General features: G+C 62.5%; 12 protein-coding genes and 4 tRNA genes. All 16 read right to left on the reverse strand.

Annotation, left to right across the window (positions count from 1 at the left end; translation table 11 throughout):
• Nucleotide 1 precedes the first annotated feature (1 nt).
• On the reverse strand, nt 2-472 hold the full coding sequence (gene rpsG / locus HBJ55_RS19900; protein WP_159554817.1) for a 30S ribosomal protein S7: 471 nt from the start codon (nt 470-472) through the stop codon (nt 2-4).
• Nucleotides 473-585: 113 nt separating this feature from the next.
• The gene (rpsL, locus tag HBJ55_RS19905; protein ID WP_010626462.1) at nt 586-960 is read right to left on the reverse strand and encodes a 30S ribosomal protein S12; all 375 of its coding nucleotides are present in this window, start codon (nt 958-960) and stop codon (nt 586-588) included.
• Between the two features lie 145 nt (nt 961-1,105).
• Nucleotides 1,106-5,326, reverse strand: a complete 4,221-nt coding sequence (gene rpoC / locus HBJ55_RS19910; RefSeq protein WP_167119241.1) for a DNA-directed RNA polymerase subunit beta' — start codon at nt 5,324-5,326, stop codon at nt 1,106-1,108.
• A gap of 11 nt (nt 5,327-5,337) precedes the next feature.
• Nucleotides 5,338-9,414, reverse strand: coding sequence for a DNA-directed RNA polymerase subunit beta (gene rpoB, locus HBJ55_RS19915; protein ID WP_167119242.1), 4,077 nt, complete (start codon nt 9,412-9,414; stop codon nt 5,338-5,340).
• Between the two features lie 233 nt (nt 9,415-9,647).
• On the reverse strand, nt 9,648-10,022 hold the full coding sequence (gene rplL, locus HBJ55_RS19920; RefSeq protein ID WP_167119244.1) for a 50S ribosomal protein L7/L12: 375 nt from the start codon (nt 10,020-10,022) through the stop codon (nt 9,648-9,650).
• A gap of 86 nt (nt 10,023-10,108) precedes the next feature.
• Complete coding sequence (rplJ, locus tag HBJ55_RS19925) at nt 10,109-10,612, reverse strand: 50S ribosomal protein L10 (protein ID WP_167119246.1); 504 nt, start codon at nt 10,610-10,612, stop codon at nt 10,109-10,111.
• A gap of 269 nt (nt 10,613-10,881) precedes the next feature.
• Nucleotides 10,882-11,574, reverse strand: coding sequence for a 50S ribosomal protein L1 (gene rplA / locus HBJ55_RS19930; protein ID WP_167119248.1), 693 nt, complete (start codon nt 11,572-11,574; stop codon nt 10,882-10,884).
• 1 nt (nt 11,575) lies between these two features.
• Entirely contained in the window at nt 11,576-12,007 is a 432-nt protein-coding gene (rplK, locus tag HBJ55_RS19935; protein WP_071943762.1) for a 50S ribosomal protein L11, read from the reverse strand.
• A 92-nt stretch (nt 12,008-12,099) separates the two neighbouring features.
• Nucleotides 12,100-12,633: a transcription termination/antitermination protein NusG gene (gene nusG, locus HBJ55_RS19940; protein WP_167119251.1), complete on the reverse strand. Its 534-nt coding sequence runs from the start codon at nt 12,631-12,633 to the stop codon at nt 12,100-12,102.
• A gap of 8 nt (nt 12,634-12,641) precedes the next feature.
• The gene (secE, locus tag HBJ55_RS19945) at nt 12,642-13,010 is read right to left on the reverse strand and encodes a preprotein translocase subunit SecE (protein WP_167119254.1); all 369 of its coding nucleotides are present in this window, start codon (nt 13,008-13,010) and stop codon (nt 12,642-12,644) included.
• Between the two features lie 68 nt (nt 13,011-13,078).
• Nucleotides 13,079-13,154, reverse strand: a tRNA-Trp gene (locus HBJ55_RS19950).
• Nucleotides 13,155-13,297: 143 nt separating this feature from the next.
• A tRNA-Thr gene (locus HBJ55_RS19955) sits at nt 13,298-13,372 on the reverse strand.
• A 41-nt stretch (nt 13,373-13,413) separates the two neighbouring features.
• Nucleotides 13,414-13,487: transfer RNA gene (locus tag HBJ55_RS19960), tRNA-Gly, on the reverse strand.
• Between the two features lie 46 nt (nt 13,488-13,533).
• Nucleotides 13,534-13,617 (reverse strand) — tRNA-Tyr (locus HBJ55_RS19965).
• 117 nt (nt 13,618-13,734) lie between these two features.
• Nucleotides 13,735-14,574, reverse strand: a complete 840-nt coding sequence (locus HBJ55_RS19970; RefSeq protein ID WP_167119263.1) for a type III pantothenate kinase — start codon at nt 14,572-14,574, stop codon at nt 13,735-13,737.
• Nucleotides 14,571-15,554: a biotin--[acetyl-CoA-carboxylase] ligase gene (locus HBJ55_RS19975; protein ID WP_167119266.1), complete on the reverse strand. Its 984-nt coding sequence runs from the start codon at nt 15,552-15,554 to the stop codon at nt 14,571-14,573. The genes HBJ55_RS19970 and HBJ55_RS19975 overlap by 4 nt, the downstream gene beginning before the upstream one ends.
• Nucleotides 15,555-15,746 lie beyond the last annotated feature (192 nt).

Consider the following 15,746-nt stretch of genomic DNA (forward strand, 5'->3'; position numbering starts at 1 on the left):
CTTAGAAGCGGTAGTGCGAGAATGCCTTGTTGGCCTCAGCCATGCGATGCACGTCTTCACGCTTCTTGACCGCAGAACCCTTGCCTTCGGCGGCATCGAGCATCTCGCCTGCGAGACGCTGCACCATGGTCTTCTCACCGCGCTTGCGTGCCGCATCCACTAGCCAGCGCATGGCCAGCGCCTGGCGGCGCGAGGGGCGAACCTCTACCGGCACCTGATAGGTCGCACCGCCGACGCGGCGGGACTTGACCTCGACCATCGGCTGAATGGCTTCCAGCGCGCGATCGAAGATATCCAGCGGCTCTTCCTTGCTACGCTCGGCAACCGTGTCCAGCGCACCATAAACGATACGCTCAGCTGTGGACTTCTTGCCGCTGACCATCAGGTGGTTCATGAACTTGGCCAGACGCTCACTTCCGAACTTGGGATCCGGCAGGATCTCGCGCTTGGCTACTACTCTTCTTCTAGGCATGACAAGCCCTCTAGCGAAGGGTCTTTCAGGCAAACCCGGAACTCCCGCTACCTGCGGCGCCCGGCCTTACTCTTATCAGACCGAAATGGTTTTCCAGTACGTATCGATGTCGATCAGGACTTCGGACGCTTGGTGCCGTACTTGGAACGGCCCTGCTTACGATTCTGCACGCCGGAGGTGTCGAGGGCGCCGCGTACGGTGTGATAACGCACACCCGGCAAATCCTTGACACGGCCGCCGCGGATCAGCACGACAGAGTGTTCCTGAAGGTTGTGGCCTTCACCGCCGATGTAGGACGACACTTCGAACCCGTTGGTCAGGCGCACGCGGCAGACCTTACGCAGGGCCGAGTTCGGCTTCTTCGGGGTGGTGGTGTAGACGCGGGTACACACACCGCGCTTCTGTGGGCAGGCCTGCAGCGCCGGCACGTCGCTCTTGGCGGCGGGGCGCTTGCGCGGCTTGCGCACGAGCTGATTGATCGTTGCCATGTTGTGTAGCTGACTCCAATGGTTGCCTTGCCTTTTCAGTGGCGCGGGCGCACCCACCCCACTATTAAAGGCTGCGAATTCTAAGGTCTAACGGGGTGAAGCGTCAAGCGCTTGGGGGTATCCGCGCGCTTGACGCCCATTCCGTTTACAGCTCGTCGTCATCCGAATCGAGCGCGGTAAGCTGGGCACCCAGCTCCTGCTCGACATCGAAGGCCGACGGATGGAGCAGACGCTCGGTATCATCCCGCTTGCGGCGACGCTCCTGGTGGTGGGCCAGCCCCGTCCCCGCCGGGATCAGGCGACCGACCACCACGTTCTCCTTCAGGCCGCGCAGGTAATCGCGCTTGCCGGTAACCGCCGCTTCGGTCAGCACTCGCGTGGTCTCCTGGAAGGAGGCAGCGGAGATGAACGACTCGGTGGCCAGGCTGGCCTTGGTGATACCCAGCAGCACGCGCTGGTACCTGGCCGGGAATTTCTCGGCCTGCTCCAGGCGGGCATTCTCCTCGAGCACCTTGGCCAGCTCGACCTGGTCACCCGGAATGAACTCGGAGTCTCCGGAGTCGGTGATCTCCACCTTGCGCAGCATCTGACGCACGATCACTTCGATGTGCTTGTCGTTGATGCCCACGCCCTGCAGGCGGTAGACCTCCTGGATCTCGGCGGTAATGTACTTGGCCAGCTCCGCTACACCCAGCAGCCGCAGGATGTCGTGCGGGTTGCTCGGGCCGTCGGAGATTACCTCGCCCTTCTCCACCGTCTCGCCTTCGAACACGGCGATCTGACGCCATTTCGGAATCAGCGCCTCGAACGGGTCGCCACCATCGTCGGGCGTGATCGTCAGGCGGCGCTTGCCCTTGGTCTCCTTACCGAAGCTGATTGTACCGCTGACCTCGGCGAGGATTGCCGGCTCCTTGGGCTTGCGTGCTTCGAACAGGTCGGCCACTCGCGGCAGACCGCCGGTGATGTCTTTGTTGCCGGACGCTTCGACCGGAATACGCGCGACGATTTCGCCGATACCGATCCGGGCACCATTGTCGACCGAGACGATTGCCTTGCCCGGCAGCAGATACTGAACCGGGGTATTGGAGCCAGTCACGCTGATCGGCTCGCCGCTCTCGTCGGTGAGCAGAATCATCGGGCGGCTGTCGCGACCGGCTTGCGGGCGCGCTGCCGACTCGATCACCTCGATCGAGGAGAGGCCGGTCATCTCGTCCACGCTGCGGTGGATGGTGACCCCATCGACCATGTCGACGTACTGCACCTTGCCTTCCAGCTCGGCAATGATCGGGTGGGTGTGCGGATCCCACTTGGCCACGGCCTGGCCGGCCTCGACCGCCTCACCGTCCTTGACGGACAGCTCGGCACCGTAGGGCAGCTTGTAGTACTCGCGCTCGCGGCCATGATCGTCTGCCACCGCCAGCGCACTGGAGCGGGAAACCACTACCAGCTTGCCGTCGGCGCGCTCGACGAACTTCATGTTGTGCAGGCGCACCTTGCCGCCATGCTTGACCTGGACGCTGTCCACTGCCGAGGCGCGCGAGGCCGCGCCGCCGATGTGGAAGGTCCGCATGGTCAGCTGGGTACCCGGCTCACCGATCGACTGGGCGGCAATGACACCCACCGCCTCGCCGATGTTGACCTGATGGCCTCGGGCCAGGTCGCGCCCGTAGCACGAGGAGCAGACGCCGTGGGTCGACTCACAGGCGATGGCGCTGCGCACCACGATTTCGTCGACGCCCATGGTGTCGAGTCGCTCGCACCAGGCTTCGTCGAGCAGGGTGCCCTTCTCGATCAGCACCTCGTCGTTGCTGGGGTCGATGACGTCCTGGGCTACCACGCGACCCAGCACGCGCTGGGCCAGCGAAACGATGATGTCGCCACCCTCGATCACCGGGTGCAGGGTCAGGCCCTGCTCGGTCCCGCAGTCGGGCTCGGTGATGACCATATCCTGGGCCACGTCGACCAGGCGGCGGGTCAGGTAACCGGAGTTGGCGGTCTTCAGCGCGGTATCCGCCAGACCCTTACGCGCACCGTGGGTCGAGATGAAGTACTGCAGTACGTTCAGGCCCTCGCGGAAGTTGGCCACGATCGGCGTCTCGATGATCGAGCCGTCCGGCTTGGCCATCAGACCGCGCATGCCCGCCAGCTGGCGGATCTGCGCGGCGCTACCGCGAGCACCGGAGTCGGCCATGATGAACACGCTATTGAACGAGTCCTGCTCGACCTCGTTGCCGTTGCGGTCGACCACGGTCTCCTTGGAGATACCCGTCATCATCGCCTTGGCCACCTTGTCGTTGGCCTTGGACCAGATGTCGATGACCTTGTTGTACTTCTCGCCGGCGGTAACGAGACCGGAGGAGAACTGATCCTCGATCTCCTTGACCTCGGCCTCGGCGGCCTCGACGATTTCCGTCTTGGCCTCCGGGATGACGAAGTCGTTGACACCGATGGAGGCACCCGACCAGGTCGCCATGCGGAAGCCGGTATACATCAGCTGATCGGCAAAGATCACCGTCGGCTTGAGGCCGGCACGGCGATACACCTCATTGAGCAGCTTCGAGATCGCCTTCTTCTTCATCGGCTGGTCGACCAGCTCGAAGGGCACACCGTCGGGCAGGATGCGGAACAGCATGGCACGACCCGCAGTGGTGTCGTAGAGAGTACGGGCGGTAGTCTTCTCGCCGGTTTCCTCATCGACCAGCGTCTCGGTGAGGCGCACCTTGACACGCGCATGCAGCGACACACTCTGGGTGCCGAAGGCGCGCTCGACCTCATTGAGGCCGGAGAACACCATGCCTTCGCCCTTGGCATTTACCTTTTCGCGGGTCATGTAATAAAGACCCAGCACCACGTCCTGGGACGGCACGATGATCGGATCACCGTTGGCCGGCGACAGCACGTTGTTGGTGGCCATCATCAGCGCGCGCGCCTCGAGCTGGGCTTCCAGAGTCAGCGGCACGTGAACCGCCATCTGGTCACCGTCGAAGTCGGCATTGTACGCGGCACACACAAGCGGGTGCAGCTGGATCGCCTTGCCCTCGATCAGCAGCGGCTCGAACGCCTGGATGCCCAAACGGTGCAGAGTCGGCGCGCGGTTGAGCAGTACCGGATGCTCGCGGATGACGTCGGCGAGAATATCCCACACCTCGGGCAGCTCACGCTCGACCATCTTCTTGGCGGCCTTGATCGTGGACGCGTGGCCCAGCGACTGCAGCTTGGAATAGATGAACGGCTTGAACAGCTCGAGCGCCATCTTCTTGGGCAGGCCGCACTGGTGCAGGCGCAGGGTCGGACCGACGGTAATGACCGAACGACCGGAGTAGTCGACGCGCTTGCCCAGCAGGTTCTGACGGAAACGTCCCTGCTTGCCCTTGATCATGTCGGCCAGCGACTTCAGCGGGCGCTTGTTGGAGCCGGTGATGGCGCGACCGCGACGGCCGTTGTCGAGCAGCGCATCGACCGCCTCCTGCAGCATGCGCTTCTCGTTGCGCACGATGATGTCCGGCGCATTGAGGTCGAGCAGACGCTTCAGGCGGTTGTTGCGGTTGATCACCCGACGGTACAGGTCGTTGAGGTCGGAGGTGGCGAAACGGCCACCGTCCAGCGGTACCAGCGGACGCAGGTCCGGCGGCAGCACCGGCAGCACTTCCATGACCATCCACGCCGGATCGTTGCCGGAGTTGAGGAAGGCCTCCAGCAGCTTGAGCCGCTTGGAGAGCTTCTTGATCTTGGTCTCGGAGTTTGTCTGCGGGATCTCCTCGCGCAGGCGATCGACCTCCTCGGAGAGGTCGATATCCTTGAGCAGCGCCTGGATCGCCTCGGCGCCCATGCGAGCATCGAAGTCGTCACCGAACTCCTCGAGGGCCTCGAAGTACTGCTCGTCGTTGAGCAGTTGGCCGCGCTCGAGCGTGGTCATGCCCGGGTCGATGACCACGAAGCTCTCGAAGTAGAGCACCCGCTCGATGTCGCGCAGGGTCATGTCGAGGAACATGCCGATGCGCGACGGCAGCGACTTGAGGAACCAGATGTGCGCCACCGGGCTGGCCAGCTCGATGTGGCCCATGCGCTCGCGACGCACTGCCGCCTTGGTCACCTCGACGCCGCACTTCTCGCAGATGATGCCGCGGTGCTTCATGCGCTTGTACTTGCCGCACAGGCACTCGTAGTCCTTGACCGGACCGAAGATCTTGGCACAGAACAAGCCGTCCCGCTCCGGCTTGAAGGTGCGGTAGTTGATGGTCTCGGGCTTCTTGACTTCGCCGTAGGACCAGGAGCGAATCATGTCCGGCGAGGCGAGCGAGATCTTGATCGCGTCGAACTCTTCGGACTGTGACTGCGATTTGAGGACTTTCACCAAATCTTTCATGGAGTCGGCTCCTAGCTCTCTAACTCGATATCGATGCCCAGCGAACGGATTTCCTTCACCAGTACGTTGAAGGATTCCGGCATGCCGGCATGCATGGTGTGGTCGCCGTCGACGATGCTCTTGTACATCTTGGTGCGACCTTCCACGTCGTCGGATTTCACCGTGAGCATCTCCTGGAGCGTGTAGGCCGCGCCGTAGGCTTCCAGCGCCCACACCTCCATCTCGCCGAAGCGCTGGCCACCGAACTGCGCCTTGCCGCCCAGCGGCTGCTGGGTAACGAGCGAGTAGGAGCCAGTGGATCGGGCGTGCATCTTGTCGTCCACCAGGTGGTTGAGCTTGAGCATGTACATGTAGCCCACCGTCACCGGACGGTCGAAGGCGTCCCCGGTACGCCCGTCATACAGCGCCATCTGACCGGAGTCCGGCAGGTCGGCCAGGCGCAGCAGGTGCTTGATCTCACCCTCGGCGGCGCCATCGAACACCGGCGATGCCATCGGCACGCCGCCGCGCAGGTTCTTGGCCAGGGCGATGACTTCGTCGTCGCTCAGCGAGTCGAGATCCTCCTGGCGGGTACCCTCGGTGTTGTAGATCTTGCCGAGGAACTCGCGAATCTCGCCCACCTGCTGGGCACGTGCGTCGCGCAGCAGGGCGTCGATCTTGACGCCGAGGCCCTGAGCGGCGAGCCCCAGGTGGGTCTCGAGAATCTGACCCACGTTCATGCGTGACGGCACCCCCAAGGGGTTCAAGACGATATCGACCGATACGCCATTGTCGTCGAAGGGCATATCCTCTACCGGCATGATCGCCGAGATGACGCCCTTGTTACCGTGGCGGCCGGCCATCTTGTCACCCGGCTGGATGCGACGCTTGACCGCCATGTAGACCTTGACGATCTTGAGCACGCCCGGCGCCAGGTCGTCGCCCTGGGTCAGCTTGCGCTTCTTGTCCTCGAAGCGCTCCTCCATCTCCTTGCGACGGTTCTCGAGCTGCTCGTCGGCCTGGGCAAGCAGCTCGTTGAGCGACTCGTCCTGCAGACGCAGCTTGAACCACTGCTGGCGCGGCAATTCCTCGAGGTAGCTGTCGGAGAGCATGTCGCCCTTCTTCAGCTTGGGACCGCCATTGACCGGTTGGCCGCCAAGCGTGCGCTTGAGGCGCTCGAAAGTGGCATCCTCGGCGATGCGGTAGGTCTCCTGGAGATCCTTGCGCACCTCGTCGAGCTGCATCTGCTCGATGGCCAGCGCCCTTGAGTCCTTCTCCACGCCGTCGCGGGTGAACACCTGGACGTCGATGACCGTACCCTTCATCCCGGTCGGCGCACGCAGCGAGGTGTCCTTCACGTCGGAGGCCTTCTCGCCGAAGATCGCACGCAGCAGCTTCTCTTCGGGGGTCAGCTGGGTCTCGCCCTTCGGCGTCACCTTGCCTACCAGGATGTCACCCGGGCCCACTTCGGCACCGATGTAGACCACACCGGCCTCGTCGAGCTTGGAGAGCGCCGACTCACCGACGTTGGGAATGTCGGAGGTGATCTCCTCCGGCCCCAGTTTGGTGTCGCGCGAGACGCAGGTCAGCTCCTGGATGTGGATGGTGGTGAAGCGATCCTCCTGCACCACGCGCTCCGAGAGCAGGATCGAGTCCTCGAAGTTGTAGCCGTTCCAAGGCATGAAGGCGATGCGCATGTTCTGGCCCAGGGCCAGGTCGCCCATGTCGACGGACGGGCCGTCGGCAAGAATATCGCCACGTGCTACCACATCCCCCGGGCGCACGATGGGGCGCTGATTCATGCAGGTGTTCTGGTTGGAGCGAACGTACTTGGTCAGGTTGTAGATATCGACGCCGGCCTCACCGCCGATGATCTCGTCCTCGTTGATCCGCACCACGATGCGCTTGGCATCGACCGAGTCGATCACGCCGCCACGACGCGCTACGGCACACACGCCGGAGTCGCGCGCAACGAAGCGCTCCATACCGGTGCCGACCAGCGGCTTCTCGGCACGCAGGGTGGGCACCGCCTGGCGCTGCATGTTCGAGCCCATCAGGGCGCGGTTGGCGTCATCGTGCTCGAGGAATGGGATCAACGCCGCTGCCACGGAGACCACCTGGCGCGGGGAGACGTCCATCAGCGTGACCTGCTCGGGACGCATGAAGGTGGTCTCGCCCTTGTGGCGCACCTGCACCAGGTCGTCGACCAGCTTGTTGGACTCGTCCACGGTGGCCGAGGCCTGAGCGATGATGTAGTCGCCCTCCTCAATGGCGGAGAGGTGCACGACCTCGTCGGTCACCTGACGATCCACCACCTTGCGGTACGGTGTCTCGAGGAAGCCGTAGCTGTTGGTGTGACTATAGGTGGCCAGCGAGTTGATCAGGCCGATGTTCGGGCCTTCCGGGGTCTCGATCGGGCACAGGCGGCCGTAGTGCGTGGCGTGAACGTCGCGCACCTCGAAGCCAGCCCGCTCGCGCGTCAGGCCACCCGGGCCGAGCGCGGAGACGCGGCGCTTGTGGGTAACCTCGGAGAGCGGGTTGTTCTGGTCCATGAATTGCGACAGCTGGCTCGAACCGAAGAACTCCTTGACCGCCGCGGCCACAGGCTTGGCGTTGATCAGGTCCTGCGGCATCAGGCCTTCGCTCTCGGCCATGGAGAGACGTTCCTTGACTGCGCGCTCGACGCGCACCAGGCCCACACGGAACTGGTTCTCGGCCATCTCGCCGACGCAGCGAATACGACGGTTGCCCAGGTGATCGATATCGTCGACTTCGCCGAAGCCGTTACGGATGTAAATCAGCTCCTTGAGCACATCGAGGATGTCGCGATTGTCGAGCACGCCGGAGCCCGTGTCGCCTTCACGACGCAGGCGGCGATTGAACTTCATGCGACCGACGCCGGAAAGGTCGTAGCGGTCCTCGGTGAAGAACAGGTTATGGAACAGCGTCTCGGCGGCTTCCTTGGTGGGCGGCTCACCGGGGCGCATCATTCGATAGATCTCGACCAGCGCCTCGAGTTGCGAACCGGTGGTATCCAGACGCAGGGTCTCGGAGACGAACGGGCCGCAGTCGAGGTCGTTGGTGTACAGGGTCTCGAGCTGCGTGATTCCAGCCTGACCGATCTTCTCCAGCAACTCGGGCGTGATCACGCTGTTGCACGGGCAGATCAGCTCACCGGTGTTCGGATCGACCTGATCCTTGGCCAGGGTCTTGCCGAACAGGTAATCCATCGGCACCTCGAGACGTTCGAGGCCGGCCTTCTCCAGTTGGCGAATATGCTTCTGGGTGATGCGACGACCTTCCTCGACGATCAGGTTGCCATCGGCATCCTTGATATCGAAGGTGGCGGTCTCGCCGCGCAGGCGTGACGGCACCAGCTCCACAGAGAAGCCGCTCTTCTCGATGTGGAAGGTGCTGGTATCGAAGAACTCACCGAGGATCTCCTCGGCGCTCATGCCCAGCGCGCGCAGCAGCACCGTGGCCGGCAGCTTGCGGCGACGGTCGATGCGCACGAAGACGTTATCCTTGGGATCGAACTCGAAGTCGAGCCAGGAACCGCGGTAGGGAATCACGCGAGCGGAATAGAGCAGCTTGCCGGACGAGTGGCTCTTGCCCTTGTCGTGATCGAAGAACACGCCCGGCGAACGATGCAGCTGAGAGACAATGACCCGCTCGGTGCCATTGACCACGAAGGTGCCGTTCTCGGTCATCAGGGGGATCTCCCCCATATAGACTTCCTGCTCCTTGATGTCCTTGATGGCCTTGTTCGAAGAGTCGCGATCATAGATGATCAAGCGAACCTTGACCCGCAGGGGAGCGGAGTAAGTGACGCCACGCAGCTGGCACTCCTTGACGTCGAACGCCGGGGTGCCGAAACGGTAGCTGACATACTCGAGCGCAGCGTTGCCGGAGAAGCTCTCGATCGGGAATACGGACTTGAAGGCCGCATGCAGCCCTACCTCGAGACGCTCATCGGCCGAGCGGTCCTGCTGGAGGAAGTCGTAGTAGGAATCAAGCTGGATCGCCAGCAGGTAGGGCACATCCATCACTTGGGGCAGTTTGCCGAAATCCTTGCGGATGCGTTTTTTCTCAGTGTATGAGTAAGCCATCTGTATTCCCCAGCTTGTTCACCATGGGTGACCGATGCGTGGTCGGCGCCGCCCGACGGGCTTCCCCGTCAGGCGCTGACGGCAAGCTCCACAAGGGGTAGCTCGCCGTCGGGATTCTGCTAGCGACGCTGCGTCAGCACGGCGCTAGTGCAACAGAAAAAGGCCGGCAGCGGGAAGGCCCGCCACCAGCCATGGAAGCTTACGCAGCGCGTGAAGCCATGGAAACCAAGAGCTTACTTGAGTTCCACGGTTGCGCCGGCTTCTTCCAGCTTCTTCTTGGCCGCTTCGGCCTCTTCCTTGGGCATGGCTTCCTTGATGGTAGCCGGAGCGCCGTCGACGGCACCCTTGGCTTCCTTCAGGCCCAGGCCGGTGAGCTCGCGAACGGCCTTGATCACGTTGACCTTCTTTTCGCCGGCGCTGGTCAGCACCAGGTCGAACTCGGTCTGCTCTTCGGCAGCAGCGGCGTCACCGCCACCCGCCGGGCCAGCTACGACGGCAGCAGCGGCAGAAACGCCGAACTTCTCTTCCATCGCTTCGATCAGCTCGACGACTTCCATGACGGACATGTCGGCGACGGCGTTGATGATATCTTCTTTGGTCAGTGCCATTTCGGTATTCCTAACTTTGCGGGAGCCTCGGCGCACCGAGCGCTCTGTTCAGTGTTCGATTCAGGCTGCAGCAATGAGTTCGCCTATCAGGCGGCCTCTTCCTGCTTCTGGTCGCGCAGGGCGGCCAGGGTACGAACCAGCTTGCCGGCGGATGCCTCCTTCATGACGGACATCAGCTTGGCGATGGCTTCGTCATAAGTCGGCAGGGTTGCCAGACGGTCGATGTCGCTTGCCGGAATCAGCTCGCCTTCGTAGGCCAGCGCCTTGACTTCGAAATTCTGGTCCTGCTTGGCAAAATCCTTGAACAGGCGGGCAGCAGCGCCCGGATGATCGGTGGAAAACGCCAGCAGAGTCGGACCAACGAAGCTCTCGTTCAGACACTCCCACTGAGTGCCGGAGAGGGCGCGGCGTGCCAGGGTGTTGCGGACAACACGCAGCTGGACGCCATTCTCGCGCGCCTGCTTACGCAGACCGGTCATCTTTTCGACCGTGACGCCACGAGAATCGGCAACTACGACGGAGAGTGCGCTCTTGGCAGCTTCACTGACCTCGGCAACGATCGCCTTCTTGCCTTCGAGTGCTAGTGGCACAGTGATCACTCCTTCGTGCCGGAGCCGCTTACAGCAGGCTCCGGAGGTTACCATCTCTTCCGCCGACACAAAGGACGACGGAAGTCCTGGGTGATGGTGCTCACCAGCGTTCTGGCGGCCACACCATCTGCGCAGGCACCCCTAGGGGAGATTAAGCCGCCCACTCGAAAGAGGGCGGCACCTGCGGTCTTTGACGGCGCCCCTCGCGCCCTGCAGACAGGACCCTCGGGGACCGCAAAGTTCTTGCTACGCTTCGCTCCGCGCCCGCCTTAGGCGAAGGCAGAGTGATCGAGGGTCACGCCCGGGCCCATGGTAGTGGACAGGGTGACCTTCTTGAAGTAGATACCCTTGGACGTGCTCGGCTTGAGACGCTTGAGGTCGGCGACCAGCGCTTCCAGGTTGCCCCGGATGGCGTCGGCATCGAAATCGACCTTGCCCAGAGTGGTATGGATGATGCCGTTCTTGTCGGTACGGAAACGCACCTGACCGGCTTTGGCGTTCTTGACCGCCGTGGCCACGTCCGGGGTCACGGTGCCGACCTTGGGATTCGGCATCAGGCCGCGCGGGCCGAGGATCTGGCCCAACTGGCCGACGACGCGCATGGCATCCGGCGAGGCGATGACCACGTCGAAGTCGAGCTGGCCTTTCTTGACCTGCTCGGCCAGGTCGTCCATGCCGACGATGTCGGCACCGGCTTCCTTGGCTGCGTCGGCGTTGGCACCCTGGGTGAACACGGCGACGCGCACGTCCTTGCCGGTTCCGTTGGGCATCACTGTGGCACCACGCACCACCTGATCGGATTTACGCGGATCGACGCCCAGGTTGATGGCGACGTCCAGCGACTCCTTGAACTTGACGGTGGAGAGCTCGGCGAGCAGGGCCACGGCTTCTTCCAGGCTGTAAGCCTTGGAGGCGTCGACCTTCTCGCGAATCATCTGGGCACGTTTAGACAGCTTGGCCATGTCAGAGACCCTCCACGTTGAGGCCCATGCTACGGGCGCTACCGGCAATGGTACGCACCGCGGCGTCGAGATCGGCAGCCGTCAGATCCGGCTCCTTGGTCTTGGCGATCTCCTCGAGCTGCTCGCGAGTCACGGTACCGACCTTCTTCTTGTTCGGCTCACCGGAGCCGGACTTGATGCCAGCGGCCTTCTTCAGCAGGACGGCCGCGGGCGGCGTCTTGGTGATGAAGGTGAAGCTACGGTCTGAATAGACGGTGATCACCACGGGAGTCGGCAGACCCGGCTCGATGTCCTGGGTCGCAGCGTTGAACGCCTTGCAGAACTCCATGATATTGACGCCGTGCTGACCCAGCGCGGGGCCCACGGGGGGACTCGGATTGGCCTTACCGGCTGCAACCTGCAGCTTGATGTAAGCCTGTACTTTCTTGGCCATGATGCACTCCAGTTGGGTAATAGCGCCTTGCGGCTCCCCGGGTTAAACGGCCACCAGAAGTGGCCGCACAGCAAATCATCGATCGAGAAACGTCACTCTTTCTCGACCTGAGAGAATTCCAGCTCGACCGGCGTCGCCCTGCCGAAGATCAACACACTGACCTGCAGGCGACTCTTGTCGTAGTTGACCTCTTCGACCACGCCATTGAAGTCGGCGAAGGGACCATCGACGACGCGCACCGACTGGCCCGGCTCGAACATGGTCTTGGGCCGCGGCTTGTCGCTGCCGTCCTGCACTCGACGCAGGATGGCATCGGCCTCCTTCTGAGTAATCGGCGCCGGTTTCTCCTTGGTGCCGCCGATGAAACCCATGACTCGCGGCGTCTCGTTGACCAGATGCCAGGTAGCGTCGTCCATCTCCATCTCGACCAACACGTAGCCGGGATAGAACTTGCGCTCGCTCTTGCGACGCTTGCCGTCACGCACCTCGACGACCTCTTCGGTCGGCACCAGGATCTCGCCGAAGCTATCCTCCATGCCGTACATCTTCACACGCTCCTTGAGAGAACGCATGACATGCTTCTCGAAGCCGGAATAGGCGTGCACGACGTACCAACGCTTGGACATGAAAACTCCTAACCGATGACGCCGGACATCGCCCAGCTAAGTAGGGTGTCGATCAGCCACAGCATCAGCCCTACGACCAATACGGCAACCAGCACGATGGCGGTCGTCTGAACGGTCTCGGGTCGGGTCGGCCATACCACACGCTGAATCTCTTTCTTGGCGCTCTTGGCCAGCTCGGCGAGATCCCGCCCCTTGCCGGTTGTCAGCGCCAGGGCTCCAGCTGCTGCACAGAGCACTACGACGCCAAGCACACGATAGAGAAGGGCCTGGTCGGCATAGTAGGTATTGCCCACCACTGCCAGCACCAGCAGCAAGACGACAACCGCCCACTTGAGCCCGTCGTGGCGCGACTCCTGCACCTCGGCGTTGTGTTTCATGAAAACGAGACTCCTCAGGGTGCGGCAATCGAGTGTGTTCGTATGAAGAATGCCAACCTGGGGAAGGTTGGCAGGCCAGGAGGGAATCGAACCCCCAACCTGCGGTTTTGGAGACCGCTGCTCTGCCAATTGAGCTACTGGCCTGTACCTGGTATGCAGCACCTCTTGCAGGCAAGCATGCACAACAGCGGGCGCCATGATAGCGAATGACTCGCCGACTGGCAACCCTTCCCGGCAGAACATTGCCGCGAAGAAAAGAAAGGCGAGCCAGCGCTCGCCTTTCGTATTGGAGCTCATGGACGGATTTGAACCGTCGACCTCACCCTTACCAAGGGTGTGCTCTACCCCTGAGCTACATGAGCGCAACCTTTCGGCACCCTTGGCTGCAACAAGCAAGAATACCTGGAGCGGGCAGCGGGAATCGAACCCGCATCATCAGCTTGGAAGGCTGAGGTTCTACCATTGAACTATGCCCGCCTACCCACTCTTTCCAACCCAGACCCAGGGCCTCGATCGGCTTATCTGGTGGAGGGGGAAGGATTCGAACCTTCGAAGCTTTCGCGGCAGATTTACAGTCTGCTCCCTTTGGCCACTCGGGAACCCCTCCAGATGGCGGCTCATTCTACCGCCTGCCAAAGCCATGTCAAGGGCTTATTTATCAGCCACTTGCCCAAAGAGCGCATCAAATCGCCTGCCCCTTGGCTTCGGAACGCGCTGCATTGTGTCAAAGCAGCATGGAGAATGCAAGGCCCGCCCGGATTTTTTCAAGCCCGGCAGGCGCGGGTACACGCGGCGCCCCCGACATGCGGCCGGCCCGCTCAGCTGCGGTCAGCGGGAAGCAAGCCTCCAGGCCGCCGTAGACCATGTCGGGCCATACAGCATGGGGTGAATGCACACCGCGCGCCACGACTCGAGCATCACCCCCGGTCAGCAGCATGGGCAACGCGACGCCTTCGCGGTCGCAAACCTCGGCATAGATTCGATTCACGGCGCTGACGGCAGCCAGGTAGATGCCGTGATTCACGGCCTCGACGGTGCGGCGGCCCGGCAGCAGAAGCTCCTCCGCCTCGCTATCAGGGTCGATGGCTACATTGCGCGTACCTAGCTGGAGACTCTCCTTCATCAGGCGCAGGCCCGGCAGTATATAACCGCCCAGATGGCGTCCGCCCGGCAGCACGAAATCGATGGTAATGGCACTTCCACAATCCACGGCACAGCAGCCACCCGCCAACTGGTAGCCGGCCAGCACACCCAACCAACGGTCTACGCCAAGCCGGTGAGGCTCTTCGTAACCATTCACGACTCCCAGCGCTTCCGGTACCGAACGCGCCACATGGACGCCACGCACCCGGCTCTGCAGTAGCGTCACGGTCTGCTCCAGCACCGCCTGCCGAGCAACACTGGAGATACGTACGGCCTCGACCACGTCCAGATCTGGGATATCCGAGCCAGGCTTCCACTCCTCACGGGTCCAGACGGCACCGCGCGAGCGAATCTCGCTGCTGTCGGCATCCTTCAACCGCCACTTGGAAAGCGTATTGCCGATGTCCAGGTCAAGGATCATGTACGCCCACGCACGCTGATCTCCCCTCCCCCCAGGCGCTCGCGCCTTTCACCATGACGGACCCATAGATTGCCCGACTCATCCACCGCCTCGGCCGTCGCCTCGATGCGCTGCTGCCCTCTCTGAACCTCTACCACGCAGCCCCGGAAAGCATGCCGCTCGTTCCATTCGTCCTGCCAGGCAGCAAAGCCAACCGATTCGTAGCCTGCCAGTAGCGGCATCAATTCGTCCAGCAGTTCCGCGGCCAGCCGGTTTCGCGAAAGCGATGGAACCTGGTCGGCAACCGCCGCCACACGCTGCTCGATACGCTCGCGGAAGCCTGCAGGAAGGTCAAAATTGATTCCCATACCTACCACGACCTCGCAGGGCCCCGTCGTATCACCGCTGATTTCGACCAGGATCCCAGCCAGCTTGCCCAGGCGTCCCTCACCATCTTCCAGCAGTACGTCATTGGGCCATTTCAGCTTGGGGACCACGCCGTGGCGTTCCAGCACTCTGGCCAGGGCCACCCCTACCGCCAGGCTCAGCCCCTCCAGGGCTGTTATGCCAGACTCGAAACGCCAGCCGACCGACAACATGAGAGCTCGCCCCCAGGGAGTCGACCAGACGCGCCCGCGGCGACCTCGCCCCGCGCTCTGCTGTTCCACGAGGCATACCTCGCCATGTCCGACCCCTTGTGCGAAGCGCTTGCGAATGAATTCGTTGCTGGACGGCAGCGTTTCTTCAACGAATAACCTGACAAGATGCTGACGCCCCTGCCGTGACAGGCCAGCCACAATCATGCCGCCATCCAGTAGTTCCAATGGCCTGGACAGCCGATAGCCCTGACCTTTGACCGCCTCGAGGGGGATGTCCATTGCCTCGAGCTTCTTCAGTTGCTTCCAGACCGCGGTGCGGGATACACCCAGCCGTTCTCCCAGTTGCTCGCCGGAGTGGAACTCCCCGTCACTCAGCAGCCGAATGAGGTCGCCAATGGTCATGCCCTGTGCCCTAACCAGGAAAAGATTCATTCTAGCGAACTGCCGCTTCCGCGGAAACGCATTGATCGGATAAAGAAAAACCCCGAGCGCTTTGGCACTCGGGGCTTTGGGTAGGCCTAAACGACGAAACCCAGCCTCTCTCGAAGCTGGGTTTCTGAAGAAGTGCCTGACGATGACCTACTCTCGCATGGG

This window comes from Billgrantia bachuensis (assembly GCF_011742165.1).
Lineage (GTDB): Bacteria > Pseudomonadota > Gammaproteobacteria > Pseudomonadales > Halomonadaceae > Halomonas > Halomonas bachuensis.